Annotated in this window: 21 protein-coding genes; 9 read left to right on the top strand and 12 right to left on the bottom strand. The window is 68.3% G+C overall.

Annotated elements, in window-relative coordinates:
* Nucleotides 1–11: 11 nt before the first annotated feature.
* From ACCO44_RS14155 to ACCO44_RS14125, 7 genes are all read right to left on the bottom strand, one after another.
* Nucleotides 12–1,226: an MFS transporter gene (locus ACCO44_RS14155; protein ID WP_372467020.1), complete on the bottom strand. Its 1,215-nt coding sequence runs from the start codon at nucleotides 1,224–1,226 to the stop codon at nucleotides 12–14.
* Nucleotides 1,210–2,418 (bottom strand): amidohydrolase, encoded by a 1,209-nt coding sequence (locus ACCO44_RS14150; protein ID WP_105709771.1) that lies wholly within the window; start codon nucleotides 2,416–2,418, stop codon nucleotides 1,210–1,212. Before ACCO44_RS14150 ends, ACCO44_RS14155 begins: the two co-directional genes overlap by 17 nt.
* Nucleotides 2,405–3,436, bottom strand: a complete 1,032-nt coding sequence (locus ACCO44_RS14145) for an ABC transporter ATP-binding protein (RefSeq protein ID WP_262000797.1) — start codon at nucleotides 3,434–3,436, stop codon at nucleotides 2,405–2,407. Before ACCO44_RS14145 ends, ACCO44_RS14150 begins: the two co-directional genes overlap by 14 nt.
* Entirely contained in the window at nucleotides 3,433–4,455 is a 1,023-nt protein-coding gene (locus ACCO44_RS14140; RefSeq protein WP_105709773.1) for an ABC transporter ATP-binding protein, read from the bottom strand. Before ACCO44_RS14140 ends, ACCO44_RS14145 begins: the two co-directional genes overlap by 4 nt.
* A complete protein-coding gene (locus tag ACCO44_RS14135; protein ID WP_372467019.1) occupies nucleotides 4,455–5,453 on the bottom strand; it encodes an ABC transporter permease in 999 nt (332 codons plus the stop codon). The genes ACCO44_RS14140 and ACCO44_RS14135 overlap by 1 nt, the downstream gene beginning before the upstream one ends.
* A 69-nt stretch (nucleotides 5,454–5,522) precedes the next feature.
* Complete coding sequence (locus tag ACCO44_RS14130) at nucleotides 5,523–7,247, bottom strand: ABC transporter substrate-binding protein (RefSeq protein WP_262000800.1); 1,725 nt, start codon at nucleotides 7,245–7,247, stop codon at nucleotides 5,523–5,525.
* A gap of 46 nt (nucleotides 7,248–7,293) precedes the next feature.
* The gene (locus ACCO44_RS14125) at nucleotides 7,294–8,307 is read right to left on the bottom strand and encodes an ABC transporter permease (RefSeq protein WP_231481743.1); all 1,014 of its coding nucleotides are present in this window, start codon (nucleotides 8,305–8,307) and stop codon (nucleotides 7,294–7,296) included.
* A gap of 181 nt (nucleotides 8,308–8,488) precedes the next feature.
* Between ACCO44_RS14125 and ACCO44_RS14120 the strand changes: the two genes are divergently transcribed.
* The 4 genes from ACCO44_RS14120 to ACCO44_RS14105 all read left to right on the top strand — a co-directional run bounded on the left by ACCO44_RS14120 (nucleotide 8,489) and on the right by ACCO44_RS14105 (nucleotide 11,908).
* Nucleotides 8,489–9,955, top strand: a complete 1,467-nt coding sequence (locus ACCO44_RS14120) for a chlorohydrolase family protein (protein WP_372467017.1) — start codon at nucleotides 8,489–8,491, stop codon at nucleotides 9,953–9,955.
* 19 nt (nucleotides 9,956–9,974) lie between these two features.
* Entirely contained in the window at nucleotides 9,975–10,640 is a 666-nt protein-coding gene (locus ACCO44_RS14115; RefSeq protein WP_372467016.1) for a GntR family transcriptional regulator, read from the top strand.
* 76 nt (nucleotides 10,641–10,716) lie between these two features.
* Nucleotides 10,717–11,586: a hypothetical protein gene (locus ACCO44_RS14110; RefSeq protein ID WP_372467014.1), complete on the top strand. Its 870-nt coding sequence runs from the start codon at nucleotides 10,717–10,719 to the stop codon at nucleotides 11,584–11,586.
* Nucleotides 11,579–11,908: a transcriptional regulator gene (locus ACCO44_RS14105; RefSeq protein WP_029263637.1), complete on the top strand. Its 330-nt coding sequence runs from the start codon at nucleotides 11,579–11,581 to the stop codon at nucleotides 11,906–11,908. The genes ACCO44_RS14110 and ACCO44_RS14105 overlap by 8 nt, the downstream gene beginning before the upstream one ends.
* Nucleotides 11,909–11,916: 8 nt before the next feature.
* Here ACCO44_RS14105 and ACCO44_RS14100 read toward each other — a convergent pair whose 3' ends face one another.
* Nucleotides 11,917–12,921, bottom strand: a complete 1,005-nt coding sequence (locus ACCO44_RS14100; RefSeq protein WP_105709777.1) for an isopenicillin N synthase family oxygenase — start codon at nucleotides 12,919–12,921, stop codon at nucleotides 11,917–11,919.
* A 169-nt stretch (nucleotides 12,922–13,090) separates the two neighbouring features.
* Between ACCO44_RS14100 and efeU the strand changes: the two genes are divergently transcribed.
* The 3 genes from efeU to efeB are packed head-to-tail and all read left to right on the top strand — an operon-like array spanning nucleotide 13,091 to nucleotide 16,607.
* The gene (gene efeU, locus ACCO44_RS14095) at nucleotides 13,091–14,035 is read left to right on the top strand and encodes an iron uptake transporter permease EfeU (protein ID WP_029263635.1); all 945 of its coding nucleotides are present in this window, start codon (nucleotides 13,091–13,093) and stop codon (nucleotides 14,033–14,035) included.
* Nucleotides 14,032–15,264, top strand: a complete 1,233-nt coding sequence (gene efeO, locus ACCO44_RS14090) for an iron uptake system protein EfeO (RefSeq protein WP_372467012.1) — start codon at nucleotides 14,032–14,034, stop codon at nucleotides 15,262–15,264. Before efeU ends, efeO begins: the two co-directional genes overlap by 4 nt.
* Before the next feature lie 38 nt (nucleotides 15,265–15,302).
* Nucleotides 15,303–16,607, top strand: a complete 1,305-nt coding sequence (gene efeB, locus ACCO44_RS14085) for an iron uptake transporter deferrochelatase/peroxidase subunit (RefSeq protein WP_372467011.1) — start codon at nucleotides 15,303–15,305, stop codon at nucleotides 16,605–16,607.
* A gap of 6 nt (nucleotides 16,608–16,613) precedes the next feature.
* Here efeB and ACCO44_RS14080 read toward each other — a convergent pair whose 3' ends face one another.
* Both ACCO44_RS14080 and ACCO44_RS14075 read right to left on the bottom strand, forming a co-directional pair.
* Entirely contained in the window at nucleotides 16,614–17,492 is an 879-nt protein-coding gene (locus ACCO44_RS14080; RefSeq protein ID WP_372467010.1) for a serine hydrolase domain-containing protein, read from the bottom strand.
* Nucleotides 17,489–18,631 carry an acyltransferase family protein gene (locus ACCO44_RS14075; RefSeq protein ID WP_372467008.1) on the bottom strand — a complete coding sequence of 381 codons (1,143 nt, stop codon included), beginning with the start codon at nucleotides 18,629–18,631 and terminating at the stop codon, nucleotides 17,489–17,491. Before ACCO44_RS14075 ends, ACCO44_RS14080 begins: the two co-directional genes overlap by 4 nt.
* A 111-nt stretch (nucleotides 18,632–18,742) precedes the next feature.
* Between ACCO44_RS14075 and ACCO44_RS14070 the strand changes: the two genes are divergently transcribed.
* Nucleotides 18,743–19,969, top strand: coding sequence for an LLM class flavin-dependent oxidoreductase (locus tag ACCO44_RS14070; protein WP_372467007.1), 1,227 nt, complete (start codon nucleotides 18,743–18,745; stop codon nucleotides 19,967–19,969).
* A 1-nt stretch (nucleotide 19,970) separates the two neighbouring features.
* Nucleotides 19,971–20,615 carry an FMN reductase gene (locus ACCO44_RS14065; RefSeq protein WP_029263629.1) on the top strand — a complete coding sequence of 215 codons (645 nt, stop codon included), beginning with the start codon at nucleotides 19,971–19,973 and terminating at the stop codon, nucleotides 20,613–20,615.
* Nucleotides 20,616–20,673: 58 nt separating this feature from the next.
* On the opposite strand, the gene ACCO44_RS14060 is transcribed toward ACCO44_RS14065, so the two are convergent.
* Together ACCO44_RS14060 and ACCO44_RS14055 are read right to left on the bottom strand one after the other, a co-directional pair.
* A complete protein-coding gene (locus tag ACCO44_RS14060) occupies nucleotides 20,674–21,378 on the bottom strand; it encodes a response regulator (protein WP_372467006.1) in 705 nt (234 codons plus the stop codon).
* On the bottom strand, nucleotides 21,375–22,664 hold the full coding sequence (locus ACCO44_RS14055) for an ATP-binding protein (RefSeq protein ID WP_372467005.1): 1,290 nt from the start codon (nucleotides 22,662–22,664) through the stop codon (nucleotides 21,375–21,377). Before ACCO44_RS14055 ends, ACCO44_RS14060 begins: the two co-directional genes overlap by 4 nt.
* Nucleotides 22,665–22,760 lie beyond the last annotated feature (96 nt).

Below are 22,760 nucleotides of genomic sequence, written 5' to 3'. Positions count from 1 at the left end.
GGCGGCCTTCGTCATGCTCGGGGGAGTGCAGGCACCTCCGACGGTGCCTGCAGGTCGACCGGGCGGCAGCGGATCACGAACCCCACGACGAGGGCGAGCGCCGCGGCACACACGATCATGAACACGAGGCTCGCCGTCCAGCCGCCGGTGAGGTCGTGGAGGACGCCGACGAGGAGGCTCCCCGCGCCGGCGAACGCGTAGCCGACGCCCTGCGCGATAGCCGACAGCAGGCCCGCCGAGGCCTCGTCGGCGGCGAGCATCACGATGAGTGCGAGGGAGAGTCCGAACGTCGCGCTCTGCACGGCACCGAGCACGACCGTGATCGCGATGTACGACTCGTCGCCGGAAGCGAGCCAGACGAACGCCGCCAGCATCACGATGCCCAGGCCCGGACCGAACAACCGCAGAACGCGGCGACGTCGAGCGAGGATCGGCGCGACGAGCGTCGGCACGAGGCCCGCGACGCTGGTCAGCGCGAGCAGCCAGCCGGCGGTCTGCGCGTCCACACCGCGATCTCCGAGGATGCGGGGGAGCCACGAGGCCACCGCGAAGAAGAGCATCGCCTGGAGGCCGAACATCGCGGTGATCAGCGCGACGGTCGGTCGAGCCGACCGGGGCAGCGCCATCCGAGACGACGGCGGTGGGGGAGCTTCCGAGCGCAGCGCCACACCGACCATGGCGCCCGCGGCGGTCAGAGCGGGCACGGCCCAGAGCCCGAGCGCCACCGCGGGCCCGCCGACCGCCGTGCTCAGCGGCACGGCGAGTCCCGCTCCGAGCGCGGCCCCCGCGCTGAACGACATGCTGCTCAGGCCGATCCAGAGACCGCCCGCCCGAAGGGACTTCAGGTACTGCGGAAGCAAGGTCCCCGCAGCCATGATCGACACCCCGGCGAGGAAAGTTCCCGGGAGCATGCCCCCGGGAACGACGACCCGCAGTGCGAGCGACCCCGCGAGCGCCACCATGGTCCAGATCAGCGCCCTGGTCACACCGAGGCGGCGGGCGAGCAGCGGCCCGACCGGTGCACTGATGCCGAAGGCGATCACCGGCAGCGTCGCCAGGAGGTTCAGCTGCACCGGTGCGAGGTCGAACGCCGCCCTCGTCGGCTCGAGCAGGGCGGCGACCGAGGTGATCGCCGGGCGCAGGTTGAGCCCGATCAGCAGAGCTGCGCCGAGCCCGACGGCGCGATCGCGGAACTCGCTGCCTCGACGCTCAGAGCGCGAGGACACGAAGGCCGTCGGCGACCACGCGGCCGTCGTGGATGACGAGTCGGTCGGTTCCCCGGTCCATCACCGCGCTGGTGGGCGTCTCGCCATCGACCAGGACCAGGTCGGCCCGGTCTCCGACGGCCAGGCCGGGTCGGTCCTCGACCCCCGTGAGGCGCGGTGAGGTGGAGGACATGATGCTCGCCCCACCCATCGTCGCGACCGCGAGCGCCATCTCGATGTGGTCGTCGCGACGGAAACCGTTGGTGAAGGCCAACTGCCAGGTGCGGTCGAGCATGTCGGTGTTGCCATAGGGGCTCCAGTAGTCGCGCTGGCCGTCCTGACCGAGTCCGATCCGCACGCCCGCTTCGACGAGCTGCACCAGGGACAGGTGATTGCTGGTCGAGGGGGCCACCGTCGCCATCGAGATGTCCAGCTCGGCGAACTCCTCGATCAGACGACGGCTCGTGGCCTCGTTCACAGAACCGAGTTCGTAGGCGTGTGACATCGTGACTTTGCCCTGCATGCCGAGTGCGCGTGTGCGCTCCATCACGAGCTCGGTGCTGAACACACCGAGCGCTCCGGGCTCGTGCAGGTGGATGTCGACCTCGACCTGGTACTTCTCGGCGAGACCGAAAACGATGTCGAGGTGCTTGGCGGGGTCGCGGTCGAGCTGCGACGGGTCGATGCCGCCGATCACGTCCGCTCCCTGCTTGAGAGACTCCTCCAGGTACGCGACCGTGCCCTCCTCGCGGAGGATGCCGGCCTGGGGGAAGGTCATGACCTGGACGTCGGCGTGCGCGGCGAACTTCTCCTTCGCCGCGATCACCGCGTCGAACTTCTCGAGCTTGCAGTCGACGTCGACCTGCGCGTAGGAGCGGACGCGGGTCGTGCCCCGCGCGATCATGCGTTCGAGGGTGCCGGCCACCCGCGTGGGAAGGTCGATCTCGGCGTTGCGCCAGTTCTCGCGGTCGTTCATCATCATGCCCCAGACCCCGGGAGCACCGGTGTGCTCACGGAACGGCAGTCCGATCCGGGTCGAATCCAGGTGCACGTGGACATCGCTGAAGGAGGGCAGCAGAAGCCGCCCACGTCCGTCGACGTCATCACCGGACGCCGGCGTCGCCTCATGGGGGAGGATCCGGGTGATGCGACCGTCCTCGATCAGGACATCGGAGGCGGAGCCGCCCCAGGGGCGCACGTCACGAATCAGCATGGACTTTCCTTTCTTCGGGGGCGCCGAGCCGCGACGCGAGGTCGGCGGCTTCAGCCAGATGATGGCACGCGGCATCGCCGGTGGGAACCTGCTCCACGCACTGCCGACGCCGTTCCTCGTCGAGGAGCGGGAGCACGGGGCATCGCGTGCGGAACACGCAGCCGCTGGGCGGGTTCGACGGGTGGGGGAGGTCTCCGACGAGACGGATCCGTCGACTGCGGTCGGCGGTGGGATCGGGGCTCGGAACGGAGGACAGCAGCGACTGCGTGTACGGGTGCTGCGGGGCGCCGAACACGGCATCCCTGGTGCCGTGCTCCATGATGCGCCCGAGGTACATCACGGCGACCTCGTCGGCGAAGTGCTTGACGACGGACAGATCGTGCGCGATGAACACGTAGGAGATGCCGGTGTCGGCCTGGATGTCCTGCAGCAGGTTGATGACCTGCGCCTGCACCGAGACGTCGAGAGCCGACACCGGCTCGTCGCAGACCAGGATGTCGGGTTCCAACGCGAGTGCCCTGGCGATGCCGACGCGCTGCTTCTGTCCGCCCGAGAACTCGTGGGGGAACCTGTTGTAGTGCTCCGGCCGCAGCCCCACCCTGTCCATCAGAGCCGCGACCCGGTTCTTCATGCCCTCCTGGGGGGAGATTCCCTGGGCCTGCAGGGGAGCCGCGATCGCCGCGCCGACGCTCTGCCGCGGGTTCAGCGACGATGAAGGGTTCTGGAACACCATCTGCACGCGGCGCCGGAACTGCTGCAGGTCTGACCCGCGGAGCTGGGACACGTCGGCGCCGTCCAGCAGGATCCGCCCCGACGTGGGGGTGAGCAGACGCATCAGCAGACGTCCGGTGGTGGACTTGCCGCAGCCGGATTCGCCGACCAGCCCCAGCGTCGATCCGCGTTCGAGTGTGAAGGAGACCCCGTCCACCGCTTTCACCTGCGAGGACCCGCGCAGGAATCCCTTGCTGACGCTGAAATGCTTGGCGAGGTTCTCGACGCTCAGCAGCGGCTCGCTCATCGGGCTACCTCCTGCAGGTCGAGCGCGGATGTCTGGATGTCGACTTCCGCGAGGTGACAGCGTGCGCGGTGGTCCGAGCCGACGAGGGTGAGTCCGGGGCGCTCGGTGCGGCATCTGTCGTCCGGCACGAGGGCCGCGACGGGGCAGCGATCGGCGAAGAGGCACCCCTGCGGGAGGTCGAGCAGCGACGGCGGGAAGCCGGGGATGGGCGTGAGGCGTCCGGCTTCGTCGACCATCGAGGGCATCGATGCGAGCAGGCCCCGGGCATAGGGGTGCGCGGTCCGGAAGAACAGGTCGTGCACGCCGGCCTCTTCCACGCACTGGCCGCCGTACATGACGACGACGCGTTTGCAGACCTCGGCGACGACGCCCAGATCGTGCGTGACGAAGATCACGGCGGAACCGGTCTCCGCCTGGAGCGATCCGATCAGGTCGAGGATCTGCGCCTGCACCGTGACATCGAGCGCCGTGGTGGGCTCGTCGGCGATGAGCAGCTCCGGTTCGCAGATGAGGGCCATCGCGATCATCGCCCGCTGCCGCATACCGCCGGAGAACTCGTGCGGGTAAGAGTCGTACCGTGCGACCGGATCGGGGATGCCGACGCGGTTCAGCATCTCGATCGCCTGGGCCTTCGCGGCCTTCGCGCTCACCCTGTTGTGCACGCGATACGCCTCGGCGATCTGCCGACCCACCGTGTAGAAGGGGTGCATCGCCGAGAGCGGATCCTGGAAGATCATCCCGATCTTGCGACCGCGGTATGGCCGCATCTCGCTCTCGCTGAGCGGTACCAGATCGGTGCCGTCGAAGAGCACTCGTCCGGTGACCTTCGCGCTGGTCCCTTTGAGGAGCCCCATCAGGGTCTGGCTGGTCACGGTCTTTCCCGAACCGGATTCGCCGACGATGCCGACGGTCTCTCCGCGCTGCACGACGAGGTCCATGCCGTTCACGGCGTGCACCAGACCGTCGTCGGTGGGAAAGGTCACCCGCAGATCGCGGATGTCGAGGATCGGCGTGGTCATCAGTTGACTCTCACTCTCGGGTCGACGCTCGCGTACACGAGGTCGACGATGACGTTCGCGGTGATGATGAAGAAGGCGGCGAGCATCGTGATCGCCATGGTGACCGGGAGGTCTCCCGAGGTGGCTGCCCGCACCGCCGTGAACCCGAGACCGGGCACCGAGAAGATCTGCTCGGTCAGGACGGCACCGCCGAGCAGGGCGCCGATGTCCAGGCCCAGCATCGTGATGATCGGAGTGATGCCGGCACGGACCCCGTGGGTCGTGATCCGTCCGGGGCTCAGACCCTTCGCCCGCGCGGTGCGCATGTAGTCCTCGCCGAAGGTCTCGATCATGTTGTTCCGCGTGATGCGGATGTACTGCGCGCTGAACAGGATGGCCAGCGCGACCCAGGGGAGCAGGTAGTTCGTGAACCACGCCCCGGGTCCGGTGGGGCCGAACGGGGACGAGATCTGATTGCTCGTGAACGGCAGCCAGTGCAGCGCGCTCACGAACACGAGGAGGAGCAGGAGTCCGGTGACGGGGACGGGGAGCGAGACGCCCACGGATGCGGCACCGACGATGATCTTGTCCGTCGCCCTGCCCTTGCGGAGGGCTGCGAGCAGGCCGAGGCCGACGCCGATCACGGTCCACAGCACGACAGCGCCGACCGCGATGGAGATCGTGTACGGGAGCGCCCGGACGATGACGTCGGTGACGTTCTCGTTGGTCTGGAACGACTTGCCCAGGCAGGGCCAGGCGCAGACCTGCTCGGCGCCCGGGGCTCCGATGAGCCGTTCGCCGAAGAATCCACTGAGGTACGTGAAGTACTGCACCAGGAACGGCTTGTCCATGCCCAGGGCGACGCGCGCCTGGTCGATGCGTTCAGGGGTGCACTCCTGGCCGCAGGCGGCCGCCGCAGGGTCTGCGGGGCCGATCTGGAACAGGGCGAACGTCACGAAGCTCACGACGAGCAGGAGGATGACCAGCGCGGTCATGCGGCGGATGATGAATCCGAACATTGCTGTCCCGTACGGGGCCGACCGATCGAGCGGTCGGCCCCGTCCTTTCCGGAGGTGTCGTGTCGGCCGTTACTGCTCGACGCCGATGGTGGACAGATCGATGCTTCCGAAGAAGTACCCCACCTGGGCGTTGTGGATCTTCGAACCGACGACGCTGTTGGTGAAGGTGCGGATGAGCGGCACGAGCGGGTACGACTCCATGGCCTCGTTGTAGAGCTCGGCCCAGCGCGTGTTCAGCTCTTCGGAGGTGCCGTTGGTGTTGCGCAGCTCGTACATGTCACCGGAGAGCTTCTCGTCGTAGAAGCGCGAGATGTTGCTGAAGCCGTATGTCGTTCCGTCGAGGCTCGGGCCGATGTTGGGGTCGACCGTGGTCCGGGTGGAGCCGGAGGCCGCACCGCCGCACCAGCCGGCGCGGGCGATGTCGGGCATCTCGTCGCTGGCGAGCACCGTGTAGTAGTTCGCGGCGGGGATCGGCACGAGCTGCAGGTCGATGCCGAGCTCGGTGAAGTTCTGCTGGAGCACGGTGCCCAGGTTCTTGTACCGGTCGATCGCGTTCGAGTAGCCGTAGGTGAGCGAGGCGGGGACGTCCTTGCCCTCGAGCAGCTTCTTGGCGGCGTCGAGCTGCGGGGCGCCGTCGATGTCGAGGTCGGTGGTCTCGGCGACGTACCCGACCTGCGAGTCGTTCAGGTACGAGTTGGTGAGCTTGCCGAAGCGCGCACCGCCGTACTGCACCTGGATCGCCGCACGGTCCATCGCCAGGGCGAGCGCGTGGCGCACGTCGGGGTCGGTGATGGTCTCGGTGTTGAAGTTGAGCACATCGGTGCAGCCGAGCAATCCGGAGGCGGTGCGGTCGGCGACGGACGACTCGGTCAGGCGTGACGTGTCCGAGGCCTGGAGGGCTCCGTTCGAGTCGAGCGTGATCGCGGTCGGGTCGGCATCCGAGATCAGCTGCTGGCTGATGGTCGCCTGCGCGGTGGACAGCGAGAACGTGAACGTGTCCGGGAGGGCGGTGCGGTTCTCGTCGGTCGCGGGATCCCAGGAGGGGTTGCGCACGAGCTTCAGCTCCCGGCCGCGGTCGTAGCTGGAGATCATGTACGGGCCCGAAGAGATCGGGTGGTTCGTGTAATCGAGCATCGTGTCCTTCGCCTGCGGGACCGGCGCCGTGTTCGAGCGCGACACGAGTGCGGCGAAGTCGGGGTTCGGCTGCTTCAGATGGAAGATCACGGTCTTGTCGTCGGGGGTCTCGACGGCTGTCAGATCGCCGCCGCCCGAGTACGGACCCTTGTAGTCATCGGCATCGAGAGCGGAGTTCAACTCCTGCGGTGCCTGGGTGAAGACGTCGCGCGCGAACGTGCGGGCGATGCCGTACTTCACATCGGCGGCGGTGATGGGCGTACCGTCCTCGTACTTCAGACCGTCTTTGAGGGTGTACGTCCAGGTGAGGCCGTCTTCCGAGGCGGTGCCGGTATCGGTCGCGAGGTCGCCGACGATCGTGGGCGGCTCTCCGGCGGTCTCCTTCGCCATCGTCAGCGTGCGGTAGTAGAGCTGGCCGACGTTCGCGGTCTGCACATAGTTGCTGTTGCCCGGGTCGAGCGTCATGAAGTCGCTCGACATCAGGACGTTGACGTTGCCGCCGGCCTCGTCGAAGCCCGGCTGCACGATGTGCGCGGCATACGGGTCCTTCGAGCCGGTGGGGGCGGATTGCCCGTTCTGTGCGGTGACGCTGGTGCAACCGGTGACGACCAGGGCGATGGCCACGGTCGCAGCGGCGAGCAGGGGACTGCGGTGTCTCATGACGCGTTCTCTTTCGATGGGGGTCGGGTGTTCGGGGGAGGGAAGGTCAGCTGCGGGAGGCCTTGGGATCGAGCGCGTCGCGCACGGCGTCGCCGAGCAGGTTGAAGGCGAGCACGGTGATGATGAGCGCGGTGCCGGGCACGATGAGGAACCAGGGGTCGCTGAGGTACCAGTTGCCCGCCTGAGCGGCGTTGAGCATCTGCCCCCAGGACGGCGTCGGGTCCTTCACGCCGACGCCGAGGAACGACAGTGCGGCTTCGGCGGAGATGTTCGCGGGGATCATCATGGTCGCGTAGACGAGGACGACCCCGAGCACGTTCGGGATGACCTGACGGAAGATGATGGTCCGGTGCGAGGCCCCGTAGGACTTCGCCGCCTCGATGTACTCCTGCTCGCGGATGCTGAGCACCTGGCCGCGCACGACTCTGGCCAGGTACGCCCAGCCGAAGAACCCGAGGATCAGCACGAGGGAGGCGATGGGGACGAAGCTGCCCTGGCCGAGGGGCGTGTCGCGCAGCCGGGATTGCAGGATCGGGGTGAGCGAGAGCACCAGGAGCAGGTGCGGGAAGGCGAGGAAGAGGTCGATGATGCGGCTGATGACCATGTCGACCTTGCCGCCGAAGTAGCCGGCCGCAGCCCCGAGCACGGTTCCCAGGACGACCGAGACCAGCGTCGAGAGCAGGGCGATCAGCAACGAGACCTGAGCCCCGTAGGCGATGCGGGCGAAGATGTCGCGTCCGAGTCCCGGTTCGACGCCGAGCCAGTGCTCCACGGACGGGTACATGTAGGCGGGGAGCGGCAGGCCGGGGGTGTTGAAGTTGTCGAGGACCTCAGGGCCGGTGTTCGTGGTGAACGGATCCTGCCCCTCGATCGCGACCAGCACGGGGGCGAGGAGGGCGAAGAGCACGATCGCCACGACGACCCCGAAGGAGACGAGGGCGATGGGGCTGCGGCGGATGCGCAGCCACGCCGTCCCGAGGAGCGAGCGTCCGGTCGCGATCTTCGGCGGCGCGGTGGGCAGCGCCTCCGTCTTCGGGGTCAGCGTCTGGGTGTCGGTCACGATCTTCCTTGATGGGCCGGGGAACGGGTGCTCAGAATTGTATACCAGCGGGAACGAGGTTGGGATACCAAATTCCAGAGCGGTGTGATTTCTGCGTACTTGTGGGGGGACATCTTGAAGAGCAGAAGCGCGTGAGATAGTTTTTGGATACCAAATCGCATCTCAGATCATCGGGGCTCTCATGCGCACACTTCTCACCGCCGACCACGTGCTGGTGTTCGACGGCACCTCCCACCGGGAACTCCGGCAGGGGGCCGTGGTCGTCGAGGACGACCTGATCGTCTTCGCCGGCCCGGCTGACCAGGCTCCCTCGGGCGTCGATGAGCGCCTGGAACTCGGGGAGAGCCTGCTGATGCCCGGGCTCATCGACCTGGACGCGCTCACCGACATCGACCACTTGATCTTGGACGCTTGGGGTACTCGTGAGCAGGCGGCCCGACTGCAGTGGTCGGAGGACTACTTCGACCGTCGGCGGCATGTCTTCGACGAGGATGAGCGTGCACGGATCCGGGAGATCGCGCTGGTGCAGCTCGCGCTGCACGGCATCACCTCCTACATGCCGATCGCCTCGGAGGTGCATTCGGTCTGGGCCGAATCGGCGGGCGACCTTCACCGGATGGCGGCGTTCTCGCGCGCTCTCGGGCTGCGCGGATTCCTCGGTCCCTCCTACCGCTCGGGCGTGAACGTCGTGACGGCGTCGGGTGAACGCCGGGTGCGGTTCGCGCCGGAGGAGGGTGAGGTCGGGCTCGCCGACGCCATCCGGTTCCATGACGAGCTGGCCGCGCGCGGCGAGCCGCTGCTCACGCCCGTCTTCCTGCCCTGCCGCATCGAGACGCTGACTCCCGAGCTACTCGCGGCGACGGGGGCGGCGGCGGCGGAGCGCGGAGCGATCGTCCGGCTGCACGCGCTGCAGGGGGAGGTCGAGCGCGAGCTCATCCTCGATGCCCACGGCTGCACTCCACTAGAGCTCATCGAGAGGGCGGGCCTTCTGAACGATCGCCTCATCGTGCCGCACGGCGTGTTCCTCGACGTGAACCCGCGGGTGCACGGGGAAGACCGCGGCGACCTCGCACGTCTGGTCGACGCGGGGGTGTCGATCGTGCACTGCCCGCTGACCAATGCCCGCTACGGCTCCGAACTCGAGACGTTCCAGCGTTATCGCGATGCCGGGGTGAACATCGCCCTCGGTACGGATTCGTTCCCGCCCGATCTCATCCGGGGCATCGACACCGGGGTGTCGGTCGCGAAGGTGCAGAACGGCAGTCTCGCTGCCGGCGACCTCGCCGGATACGTCGATGCGGCGACGCTCGGCGGGGCGAAGGCGCTCCATCGCCCGGACCTCGGCAAGATCGCCGTCGGTGCCCAGGCTGATCTGACGGCGTTCCGGCTGGACGACGTGCGGATGGGCGCCATCGACGACCCGCTGCGCACACTCGTGCTGAACGGCACGGCGCGCGATGCGTGCCTGACGATGGTCGCCGGCCGGGTCGTCATGCGTGACGGGAAGATCGACGGAATCGACCTCGACGCGATCCGCGACGATACGCAGATCCTCTTCGGGCAGATGCGGAACGCCTACACTGGGCGCGACCATCGGAGCGGAACGACCGACGAACTCTTCCCTCCGGTCTTCCCCCGTCATGCCTGATGCCCCGAGAGGTTCCGCGATGAGTTCCGACAGCCTGATCACCGACGGATCCGCCCTCGCCGAGCGGGTCTATCGCGGTGTGCTGCGCCGGATCATCGTCGGAGAGCTCACCCCGGGGTCCTGGCTGAAGGAGCGGGATCTGTCGGAGCGGTTCGAGGTGTCCCGTGTGCCCGTCCGGCAGGCGCTCCAGCGGCTGGAGACGGACGGGTTCGTCGTCACGACACGCAACAAGGGGGCGAGTGTCACGCCGGTGACGAGGGCCGACGTCGAGGAGCTGTACGACGCGCGGCTGTGCATCGAGCCCTATGCGACGCGGCATGCGGCGCAACGTGTCCACTCGGGAGCGGCGAGTACGGATCGGTTGCGCGAACTCCTCGAGCGTGCGCTCGCGCCGGGGGACACGGCCGAGCTGGGGGAGTCCAACCTCGGGTTCCACCTCGAGATCGTCCGTCTCTCCGGCAACCGCATCCTCGAACGCAGTCTGCGGCCCATGCTCGGCCGGATGCAGTGGATCTTCGGCATCACGCACGCCACACGGGAGCAGGAGCACGCGGTGGAGCACCGGCAACTGCTCGACGCCATCGTCGCCGGGCGCGGCGAGGTGGCGGCGGCGCAGGCCTATGCGCACATCGATCAGGGGCGCGAACCCATCATCGAAGCCCTCGCGCAGGCACTCGACTGGTGACGACGGGTTGACCCCTCCCTCGCTTTCCGATAGGAAAGTAGTGAACTTTCCGGATGGAAAGTCAGGGAGGTCCATCGTGGAGCAGAAGTCCATCCCCGGTCAGGACGCGCTCGTCCCGCCGGATGCCGATCTCGCGCAGCAGTATCTGGCTGCCGCTGACGCGGTGGCGGGGCGCCGCGACCGCGCGATCGACCGACGCGCGCTCGCCTGGCTCCAGATCCTCAATGCGGCGGTCACTGCGGCGTACCTCGTCGCATTCGCGCTCGTCCTCCGGAACGACGACGTGATCGCCTCGCAGGCGATCCTGTTCACCTTCCTGGTGTGGGGGCAGCTCGCGAGCGGCATGGCTCAGTGCAACGGGATGCAGTGGCGCATGACTCGCTCGCGGTGGCCGGTCATCCTGGGTGGAGGGGTGCTGCTGGCCGCTGCCCTCGTGGTGTTCGGACTCGTGGCGTTGGACACCGCGCTCCCCGCCGGTACGGTGCTGATCCCCGCCGGTATGGTCCTGCTGGGCATCGGCGGCCACGGGGCGGTGCAGCTCCTTCGCGCGTCACGGGACCCGCGTCGTCCGCGTCCTGCTCGGGTCCCGCTGCCGGCGCCCCTGCGGTGGGGAACCGTGCTTGTCGGTATCACTGTCGGCGTACTCACCATGCTGGCGGGATCCCCCGACGATGTCCTCCGGAGCGTGATCTCGTTGCTGGTGATGATGACGCTCCTCGCGTGGATCGTGGCCTTCAACACCCCGCTGGGGCTCCCGGCCATCGGAGCCGCCTGGCGTTGGCCGCATGTGGCGATGTTCTTCGTCGCGGCGTGCGTCCCCGTCGGGCTCACTCTCGCGGGCGAGTCCTTCGGGAACCGGGGGCTCGCGGGTGTTCTCGGAGGTGTCGTCGTGATCCTGCTCTTCGCCCTCGTGTCCTTCGTCCCCGGCCGGGCGAGCCGTGGCTGAGCCGGCCTCCAGGCCTCACCCACGCACCCAGCTGGATGATAATTTCGCCTCGCCCATCCGGTTCTCCCTCATGGCGGCGCTGGGGGATGGGATGGAACTCGACTTCGCGACGCTTCGGGATGTCCTCCAGTGCGGTGACTCACCCCTGAGCAAGGCCATCACGCACCTGCAGGCTGCCGACTACGTGTTCGCGCGCAAGGCGAACGTCGGTGGCCGCTCGCGCACGTGGGTGCGTTCGACCAAGACGGGGCGCGACGCCTTCGCCGCACACCTCCAGGCGCTACGTGAGATCGTCGCCCTCGGAGGTGGGCAGGCCCTGTGAGCGTGGGCTCAGGCGGTGGCATCCACGAGGTCCGCGTGGTGGATCGCCGCGACGTCGGGGTGGGCGCGCAGGCGTGACTTGAGGGCGTTCTCGCCGTAGAGCGCGTGGATCGGGTTGCTCGGGTCCTTCGTGACGCCGTTCGCCTCGGCCGCCAGCTCGGGCGGAAGCTCGATCAGCGGGAGGCGCTTGTCGAGGGCGGGGTTGAAGAAGAACGGGATCGAGATCCGGTCGTTCGGGGCCTTCGGTGACACGACCCGGTGGTTCGTCGCCTTGAGGTAGCCGCCGGTGGCGTACTCGAGCAGCTCGCCGATGTTCACGACGAAGGCACCGGGCACCGGGGGAGCGTCGACCCAGGCTCCGTCGCGCTCGACCTGCAGGCCGCCCTTGCCCGGTTCGACCCAGAGGAGCGTGAGGACGCCCGAGTCCTTGTGCGCGCCGACGCCCTGCTGGGGCTCGGGCTCGTGTGTTCCCGGGTAGCGGACGATCTTGATCAGTGTCGAGGGCTCACCGAAGTGATCGTCGAAGTAGGTCTCGTCGGCTCCGAGCGTCTGCGCCCATTCCCGCAGCAACCGCCGGGCGACGTCGGACAGCGTCTCGTGCCATTCGGTGACGATCTCCTGCAGTTCCGGCTGCGCCGCCGGCCACAGATTCGGGCCGATGAGGCGGTTGAACGCGGGGCCGCCGTCCACGGGTTCGCGCTCGGGCCCGATGTCGATCTGCTCGCGCCAGTCCACCTGACCCTGGGTGCGCTCTCCGCCGATGCGGGTATAGCCGCGGAAGTGCGGGCTGTTCACGTTCTCGATCGCGAGCTTGTCCTCCTCCGGGAGGGCGAAGAAGTCGAGGGCAGCACGGTGCAGCCGTGCTTCCAGCTCGGGGGAGATGCCCGTGCCCGTGAGATAGAAGAAGCCGACGTCGTGCGTCGCCGCCCGGAGATCGTCGCGGAAACGAGCCGCAGCGTCCGGGCCTTCGTCGAGCTGGGACAGGTCGAGGATCGGGAGCGAGAGTTCAGCCATGGACCGAGGGTATGTCGGCTTTCCGAGCGGGAGGGCCACTGTTGCGCCGCGTTACCGCCGGGGCCTCGTCTGCCGGTGGCGACAGTGTTCCGGCAAGACTCCGCTGCAATGCTAGAGTCTCGTAGGTAAGGGCTGCCTTACCTCAGTCGTCGCAACAGAAATCGTCTCCGTGCTCGCCACTTTTCTCATCGGCCTCCGTGAAGGCCTGGAAGCCGCGCTCGTCGTCGGCATCCTCGTCGCCTACCTCCGCCGCCTCGGCCGGAAGGACGCCCTGCCGAAGATGTGGGCGGGCGTCGGCCTCGCGATCGCCCTCGCACTCGGTATCGGCGCAGTGCTCACCTTCGGCGCCTACGAGCTCACTTTCAAGGCGCAGGAGCTGATCGGCGGCGGGCTCTCGCTGCTCGCCGTCGCGATGGTCACGTGGATGATCTTCTGGATGCAGCGTGCCGGACGCACCATGAAGGCGACGCTCGAGGGCGGCCTCGATCGCGCGCTCACGGTCGGCGGCCTCTGGGCGCTCGTCGCAATCGGCTTCGTGTCCGTCGCGCGGGAGGGCATCGAGACGACACTCCTTCTGTGGTCGATGGTGCAGGCGTTCGGCGATGCGCCGTCCGCTCTGCTCGGCGCTCTGCTCGGACTCGCCGCCGCCGTGATCATCGGCTGGCTCATCTCCCGCGGAGCCGTGAAGCTCGATCTCCGCCGCTTCTTCGCGTGGACCGGCGGCTTCCTGGTCATCGTCGCCGCCGGCGTGCTCGCCTATGCGCTGATGGATCTGCAGGAGGCGGGCGCCCTGCCGGGCCCGTTCACGGCCGCGGCGCCGCTCGATCCCACGACCGGGGCGGTCGCGATCGGGTGGGCGGCTTTCCCGTTCGGTTGGGCGTTCGATGTGTCGTCGGCCATCGCCCCGAGCGGTCCGCTGGCCGCGGTGCTGCAGGCCACGGTCGGCTTCATGCCCGCGATGACCTGGTTGCAGGTCTCCGCCTGGACTCTCTACATCCTCATCGTCGGTTCGCTGTACGTCCGCGGTCTCCGCTCGCGCCGTACGCCGAAGCCTCGCGCTTCGGCCGAACCCGAATCCGACACGACCTCTCTCTCACCACAAGGAGCAGCATGACCACCTCTCACCGTGTCCTGGGGGCATTGGCCGCCGCGGGCGCCGTAGCACTCGTCCTGAGCGGTTGCGTCGCGAAGAGCGACGTCGCCGCCGACGCCGCCTTCGACGTCTCGTCGACCGCCGGCGACTGCGCCGTGTCGGCGGCCACCGCGAAGAGCGGGACGCTGACCTTCGACGTCAAGAACGACACGGACCAGGTCTCGGAGTTCTATCTGCTGGCCGAGGACGGTCTGCGCATCGTCGGCGAGGTCGAGAACATCGCGCCGGCAGCGTCCCGCACTCTGACGGTCGTCGCACAGCCCGGCGACTACTTCACGCTGTGCAAGCCCGGGATGCTCGGCGACGGCGTCGGCAAGGCGGCCTTCACCGTCACCGGCGATCGCGTCGCGGTCGACGGGCCCGATGCCGAGCAGAAGCAGCAGGCGGTCGATCTCTACGCCGCGTTCGTCAAGGACCAGGTCGGTCAGCTCGTCCCGGCCGTCGAGGAGTTCGTCGCAGCCTACGAGTCGGGCGACGACGAGACCGCCCGCGCGCAGTTCCCGCTGACCCGCGCGTTCTACGAGCGCATCGAGCCGGTCGCCGAGGCGCTCGGGGATCTCGACCCGCGCATCGACTATCGCGAGGTCGACGCCGTTGCTGAGGGCCTGGATTGGACGGGCTTCCACCGCATCGAGAAGGACCTGTGGGTGCCGGCGCAGGACGCGCTGAACGCCGACGGCGAGACCCCGGCCTGGCAGGACTGGACTCCGTCGACGCCGGCAGAGCGGGCCGACTTCGGCGACCTGCTGCTCGCCGACGTGCAGGAGCTCTACGACTACGTGCACTCCGACGACTTCACGACGGCTCTCGACGATCAGGGCATCGGAGGCATCTCGAACGGCTCCATCGCGCTGCTCGACGAGGTCGCCACCGGAAAGATCTCGGGCGAGGAGGACTGGTGGTCGGGCACGGACCTCTACGACTTCGCGGCGAACGTCGAAGGCTCGAAGATGGCGTTCTCCCTCGTGCAGGACTTCGCTGCGGCTCAGGGCGACGACGGTGAGGCCCTCGTCGACGAGATCGAGGGCGGCTACGCAACCCTCGAGGAGTCCCTCGCCGCCCACGGTTCGCTGTCCGACGGCTTCGTCGCCTACGCACAGCTGACCGAGGACGACAAGCGCGAGTTCACCGACCTGATCAACGCGCTGGCCGAGCCGCTCTCGCAGCTCACCAGCACCGTCCTCGACTGATCAGCGTCGAGCGGAATCGAACGGATACCATCACGGACGTGAACGAACCAGAAGCGGGGGCCTCGCCCGAAACCTCATCGACGGGTGACGTCTCCGCTCCGGGCGGGCTGAGCAGACGCGGACTCCTCGGCCTCGCCATCGGCGGTGGCGTGGCAGGGCTTGCGGTCGGCGCCGGCGCGGGCCTCGCCGGGGGTGTGGCGCTGGGACGTGCGCGCGCAGCGGAGGACGCGCATTCCGCCTACGAGTTCTTCGGTGCGCACCAGGCGGGCATCACCACACCGGTGCAGGATCATCTGCACTTCGCGAGCTTCGACATGATGCCACGCAGCGACCGCGATGACCTGATCTCCCTTTTGCAGGACTGGTCATACGCCGCGTCCCGCATGTCGCAGGGGCTGGAGGTCAGCGCGAGCGGAGCGGTCGGCGGACCGGCGGAGGCACCGCCGGATGACACCGGCGAGGCATTGGGGCTCCCCGCGGCCGGCCTCACGATCACCTTCGGGTTCGGACCCGGCCTCTTCGAGAACGAAGACGGCGACCGCTACGGCATCGCCGCGCAGCGCCCGGCCGGCCTCGAACGCCTCCCGGCGTTCCTCGGCGACGATCTCGACCCGCAGGCGTCCCACGGAGATCTCTGCATCCAGGCCTGCGCCGATGACCCGCAGGTCGCGGTGCACGCGATCCGCAACCTCAGCCGCATCGCCTTCGGCCGCGCCCGCCTGCGCTGGTCGCAGCTGGGATTCGGCAAGACGTCGCGCACGACCGCCGCGCAGGCGACGCCCCGGAACCTCTTCGGCTTCAAGGACGGCACCGCCAACATCCTCGCCGACGACACCGAGGCGCTCGCGGACCACGTCTGGGTGTCCGAGCAGGACGAGCCCGCCTGGCTCGCCGGAGGCTCGTACCTCGTCGCGCGCAAGATCGCGATGCTGATCGAGACGTGGGACCGTGTGCGGTTGTCGGAGCAGGATGCGATCATCGGCCGGGACAAGGGGGAGGGCGCGCCCCTCTCGGGAGGGGACGAGTTCACGGCGCCCGACTTCCACGGCAAGGCCATCGACGCCAACAGCCACGTGAGCCTGGCGCATCCCGAGCAGAACGACGGTGTGCGGATCCTGCGTCGCGGCTATAACTACGTCGACGGCAACAACGAGCTCGGACGCCTCGACGCCGGACTCTTCTTCCTGTCGTATCAGCGTGACCCCGCGCAGTTCATCTCGCTGCAGCGGCGGCTGTCGACCGACCTGATGAACGAATACATCCGCCACGTCGGCTCGGGGATCTGGGCCGTGCCGAGGGGTGCGACCCCGGGGTCCTACGTGGGCGCGCAGCTGTTCGCCTGAGCGGGCTCAGACCACGCGTCGGGCGGTCTCGAGGATGTCGACCACCGTGGCAGCCATCTCGTCCGCACCGAAGTGATCGGCAGCGGTGATGGTCACGACCGCGTCGTCGAGGAAGATCAGCAGCTGGCCGTGCGCGCCGTGCAGCCGCCATCCGCGGCCGGGGCCACCCCAGCCGGCGAGGGCGTAGCGGTCGTAGCCGGGGTTCGGGCCGGCGACGACCCCGTTCTCGTGCATGGCGTCGATCCATCCCGACGACGCCAGCTGCATGCCCTGCCACCGTCCGCGGTCGCGGATCAGCAGACCGATCCGCGCCATCTCGATCGTTCGCAGCGCAAGTCCGCCACCCGCTTCGATGCGTCCGTTCGGGCTGCGCGCCCACTCCACATCATCGATGCCGAGCGCGCGGAAGAGTCGGGCATCCAGGTAGTCGCCCACATCGCCGACCCGCGCGGAGAGCGCCGTCATGGCGGTGTAGGTGCTGGCGTTCGAGTACTGGAACACGCGTCCGCGCGATGGCCGACGCAGGAACTCGCGGGCGAGGTCCGGCCAGTCCGTCATGAGCGTCTCGGACCAGGGAAGGTCGATGCCGCTCGACATCGTGAGCAGATGACGCAGGGTGACCTGTTCGACGCCCTCGCCGAGCTCGAAGTCGGGCAGGTAGACGGTCACGGGCATATCGAAGGAGATCGCGCCCTCATCGGCGGCGATCGCGGCCGCGAGCACGCACACGCCCTTGGCGACCGAGTGCACGTCCTCGCGCACATCGGGCGTCCAGCGGTGCTCCGCCTCATCGGCTCCGATTCGGACGTGGAGTCCGTGCGCGTCGAAGCCCGCAGCCGCGACCGCCTCGACGATGCGGTCGCGGACGGCCTCGGCGACGGTCATCGCGGGTCGGTCCGCGGTCGTCGGGATCCGGTCGGATCGTTTCGACGTCCTTCGCGTGACGTGAGGGCCGGGTCGGTGAAGAGCCAGCGCGGACGCGGCTCGACCAGGGGTCGGAACACCCGACGCACGGGTTTGGTGGCCAGGAGCAGCGCGACGACCACGGAGAGCGCCGTCACCAGCGGCAACCAGATCCATGTGGGCTCGAGGTCGCGCAGCACGCCGGTCTCGCGGAACGGGTAGAGCACGAACGAGTGGAGGAGGTAAACATACATCGTGTACTGGCCGAACGTGGTCCACCAGTACGAACCGCGCGGGATCAGGGCGAAGAAGGCGGCGCACAGCAAGACCGCCAGCAGCATCAGGGCGATACGGATCGCACCGGCCCACCACTGCTCGCCGACCAGGTCGGAGTAGGAGTCCTCGTAGAACAGCCAGTGGCGCAGATCCACGGCCTGCCAGAGCGGCAGCCAGTTCCAGGCGGCCCAGCCGACCCCCGCGAAGACCGCCACTGCCGCCACCCGGATCCACCAGGGGCGGAAGTCGAGCAGTCGGAGCCGATCGACGATGTCGTGCTCGCGCAGCCACCAGCCGAGCGCGAAGAACGGCAGGAGCCCGAGAGTGCGGGACAGCGAGAACGTGCTGTCGACGTTGGGGAGGTAGCCGGAGCCGATCGAGATCACGACGGTCCACAGCAGCGGCCAGCGGAGCAGCGCGAGATAGGGGAGCACCAGTCGGAAGATTCCGAGCGCGAGCAGGAACCACAGGGTCCAGCTCGGCTTCGTGAAGTTCGGTGTCGCCTCACCCTCGACGAGCCACTTGGTGAGGGTCCACAGCGTCTCGAAGATCACGTAGGGGAGGATGATGTCGGTGATCACTCGCGCCATCTGCGTCTTGGTGGGAGTGCCCGACTTGGAGAAGTAGCCGGAGATGATCGCGAACGCCGGCATGTGGAACGCGTACAGCGCCAGGTAGAAGGCGAAAGCGATGTCCGAGTCGTAGATGAGTCGCTGGATCGCATGCCCGAGCACGACGAGGACGATGCAGATGTACCGCGCGTTGTCCCAGAACGGCACGCGCCGTCGCTTTCGCGGGAGAGATCCTGTGGTGGGCCCTGCGATGTCCGCCCCGGTACTGCTCATCTTTCGAGGCTACAGCCCGGGAATAAAGTTGCTGTGAGCGCGTTGACACATATACATTCAAATGAATAGAAACGGGTGCGAGTCATCCGGTTCGGAGAACACGGAGCAATCATGAGCGAGCAGTCAGGCGCGCAGGCGATGCAGTTCGGCATCATGTCGGTCAGCGACATCACCCGCGATTCCACCACGGGCATCACCCCCAGCGAGCAGGAGCGCATCAAGGCGACCACGGCGATCGCCGTGCACGCCGAAGAGGTCGGACTCGACGTCTTCGCGATCGGTGAGCACCACAACCCGCCTTTCTGGTCGTCCAGCCCCACCACTTTCCTGGCGGCACTGGCCGCGCAGACCGAGCGCCTCATCGTCTCGACCTCGACGACGCTCATCACCACGAACGACCCCGTGCGCATCGCCGAGGAGTACGCGATGCTGCAGCACGTGTCCGACGGGCGCATGGACCTCATGCTCGGCCGCGGCAACACCGGACCCGTGTACCCCTGGTTCGGGCAGGACATCCGCCAGGGTCTCCCGCTCGCGATCGAGAACTACGCGCTGCTGCACAAGCTGTGGCGTGAGGACGTCGTCGACTGGGAAGGGAAGTTCCGCACCCCGCTGCAGGGCTTCACCTCGACGCCGCGACCTCTCGACGGCATCGCCCCCTTCGTGTGGCACGGCTCCATCCGGACCCCGGAGATCGCGGAGCAGGCCGCCTACTACGGCGACGGGTTCTTCGCGAACAACATCTTCTGGCCGAAGGAGCACTACCAGCGCCTCATCGAGCTGTACCGCCAGCGCTTCGAGCACTACGGTCACGGCACCAGGGAGCAGGCGATCGTCGGCCTCGGCGGTCAGGTGTTCATGGCGGCCAAGTCGCAGGACGCGGTGAACCAGTTCCGTCCGTACTTCGACAACGCGCCGGTGTACGGTCACGGTCCGAGCATGGAGGACTTCACCGAGATGACGCCGCTGACGGTGGGTTCGCCGCAGCAGGTCATCGATCGCTACGCCGGCATGCGCGAGCACTACGGCGACTACCAGCGCCAGCTCTTCCTCATCGACCACGCGGGACTCCCGCTGAAGACGGTGCTGGAGCAGCTCGACATCCTCGGCTCCGAGGTCGTGCCGGTGCTGCGCAAGGAGCTGGCGAAAGACCGCCCGTCCTCCGTCCCCGACGCACCGACCCACGCCGCACGCGTGGCCGCGGAGTTCGGTGACGGGCCGACCCGTCAGGCCCGCCCCGGCGCGAACCGCGGTGACAACCTCACCGGCGACTCGCCGTACCAGGACAGCCCGGCACCCGCCGGTGCAGCATTCGGGCTCGGCCGGAAGGAGGCCTGACATGACCACGCGTCGTATCGCCGTCGTCGCGGCAGGGCTCTCCAACCCGTCGTCGACCAGGATGCTCGCGGATCGACTGGCCGCCGAGACCGTGAAGGCCCTCGCGGAGCGCGACATCGCGGCCACCGTCGACGTGATCGAGCTGCGCGACTATGCGCACGACATCACGAACAACATGCTCACGGGGTTCGCACCGCAGGCGCTCGAAACCGCGATCAACACGGTGGTCTCCGCCGACGCGCTCATCGCCGTCACACCGATCTTCTCCACGAGCTACTCGGGACTGTTCAAGTCGTTCATCGACGTGCTGGACCCGGATGCGCTCACCGGGAAGCCGGTCCTGATCGGCGCGAACGCGGGAACCGCGCGGCACTCGCTGGCGATCGACTACGCGATCCGTCCGCTGTTCGCCTACCTGCACGCCGATACCGTCTCGACGGGCGTGTTCGCGGCGTCGAGCGACTGGGGTGACTCGGGTGACGACGTCGCCCCGCTCGCGAAGCGCGTCGAGAAGGGCGCACGGGAACTCGCGGACACGATCGCGCGGAAGGAAGCGGCCACGGTCGCGGACCCCTACGACCCGGCGACGTACCTGGGCGAAGGACGCTCCTTCGGGCACATGCTCGGGGGCCTCGCGGGGGAGTGATCCGCTTCCCCTTGACCGTCGAAACGCGCCGCACGCCCGAGAAGGGCGCGCGGCGCGTTCATCCCCCCTCCTCTCCTCCGTCCGCTCCCTGTCTCCAGGCATACTCGGTTTCGGGGCGACCTCGTGCGCCGCGACGTGCGGTGCGGAGCGCGACCCCCTCGGCGGTCAGATGCTCCAGGTAGCGCCGGGTCGCGACCCGCGAGAGCCCGAGGCGATCGGCGGCTTCGCGCGCGGACAGCGGTCCGTTCGCGCGCAGTGCCATCGAAACGTCGTTCAGCGAGCTCGCGGACAGACCTTTGGGCAGCGGGATCGCTCCGGTCGCACGGCCGAGCAGCGCGTCGATCTCCGCCTGCGTGGCCTGGCCCCTGGTCGACCGCGCCTGCTCCCGATGAACGCGATACTGCTCCATGCGCTCTCGGAACACCGAGAACGGGAACGGCTTGACGAGGTACTGGTGCACTCCGAGCGCCGCCATCTGTCGGACGCTCTCGGCATCGCGCACGCCGGTGATCGCGATCACATCCGTGGCGGCGGCGCGCGCACGAAGGCTGCGCAGCACATCGATCCCGGAGCCGTCCGGCATGGTGATGTCGAGGAGAACGAGGTCGAACGCGTCGGCACCGGGGTTCTTCAGCACGGCGTGCACCGCTGCGCGGGCACTGCTGCATTCCCCGGCGACGGTGAATCCATCGAGCCGGGCCACGTAGTCCCGGTGCAGTTCGAGGGTCAGGGCATCGTCGTCGACGATCAGCGTACGGATCATGTCGGCGGCCTCCGAGACTGAGCGCGGGGGAGGACGACGCGGAACATCGTGGGGTCGTCACTCACCGTCACCGAACCGCCGGCACTCGTGACCACGGAGCGCACGAGCGCCAGTCCGATACCGCGGCCGTTCCCATCGGCGGGCTTCGTGGAGTAGCCCTGATCGAAGATCCGCTCCTGGAGGAGTGGTGGTACGCCGGGACCACTGTCCGACACCTCGAGCACGATTCCGCCGTCGTCACTCGGATGCAGCGACACCCGCACCCACCGATCTTCGGAGTCGGAGTCGGCGGCGGCGTCCATGGCGTTGTCCACGAGGTTGCCCAGCACGGAGACGGCGTCGACGGGCGACAGCGGTGTGCGGGGCGTATCGGGCTCGATGTGCACCCGCCAGTCGATGCCGCGCTCCTTGGCCTGCGAGGCCTTGCCGAGGAGGAGGGCACCGACGGCGGGATCGCCGTGACCCCGCGCGGTCACCTGATCCACGAGCGACTGGCTCTGTCGTGACGTCTCCGTGAGGATCTCGATCGCCTCGTCGCGGCGCCCGAGCTCGAGCAGCGCGACCGCGGCGTGCATCCGGTTCCCGTGCTCGTGCGTCTGCGCGCGCAGAGCCTCGCCCAGCGTGCGGATCGACTCGTACGACGACACCGCGTCGCGGAGCTGGCCGGGAGGGAGGTCGCCGGCGATGCGTCGGGTCACACGCCGGGCGATGACTGCCAGACCGACGCCGAGTGCGATGAGCCCGATCGTGATGCCGAGAGTGAGAGGCAGGCGGCGGATCAGGGTGTCCGTGATTGACTCGGTCGTCACCCCGGCGGCGACCCAGCCGATCAGGTCTCCGTCCGGCGTCGTGACCGGCGCGATCGTCCGGATCGAGGGACCGAGGGTCCCGGTGAACTCCTCCGTCAGCGTCCGGGATGTCGAGGGGATCGTGCCGAGGTAGATCCCGCCGATCTGGTCGTCGTCGGGGTGGGTGATCCGCGTGCCGTCCAGGGTCATGACGGTGATGAAGTCGAGCCCGGCGCCGGCGATCACTTCCAACGAGTAGGGCTCGAGCTCCCGGGTGGCCGCGGCGTGTTCGCTCGAACGCAGACCGTCGACGACGAGTGGGGAGGAGGCGAACGCGACTGCTGTGGCCGCCGTCACCCGCTCGGCCTCGGCACGGATCGATCGCTGCGCCTCGGCGACGAGGAAGACCGCCACGAGAGCGCCGATCACGACGGCCGCGACGAGCAGCACGACGAAGACGCGCGAGGCGGTGCTGCGGGCGCGGGAGGTGGGCGCCATCGCCTGCTCCGATCGTCGATGGTCAGGTGCCGTGACCAATACGACCACAACTCGCGCTGCGGCGGGAGGTGGATCACCGTGGGAACCGATCGGCGG

This window comes from Microbacterium maritypicum (genome assembly GCF_041529975.1).
GTDB lineage: Bacteria > Actinomycetota > Actinomycetes > Actinomycetales > Microbacteriaceae > Microbacterium.
Note: the sequence above shows the minus strand (reverse complement) of the source record. Positions and strands in the feature narration are given on the sequence as shown.